The organism is Alcanivorax sp. HI0083 (assembly GCF_001635175.1).
On sequence record NZ_LWFX01000719.1, the window covers coordinates 1 to 329 of the forward strand.

Annotated in this window: 1 pseudogene; it reads left to right on the forward strand. The window is 57.4% G+C overall.

Annotated features, from left to right (window positions below):
• Positions 1-329, forward strand: a pseudogene (gene glnA, locus A3754_RS07055) (glutamine synthetase); the annotation flags it as partial.

Genomic DNA, 329 nt, shown 5'->3' on the forward strand with positions numbered 1-329 from the left:
GCAGGGTTCCATGTACAACATCCACTCTGAAGAAGCGGCGTGGGTATCCCATGAAGATTTTGAAGGTGGCAACATCGGTCACCGTCCGGGCGTGAAAGGCGGCTACTTCCCGGTTCCGCCGGTAGACAGCCTGCACGATCTGCGTGGCGCAATGTGTTCTGCCATGGAATCCATGGGCCTGAACATCGAAGTGCATCACCACGAAGTGGGCACCGCAGGCCAGTGTGAAATCGGCGTTGGCGCCAACACCCTGACTGCCAAGGCAGACGAAGTACAGATCCTCAAGTACTGCGTACACAACGTGGCTCACGCCTACGGCAAAACCGCTA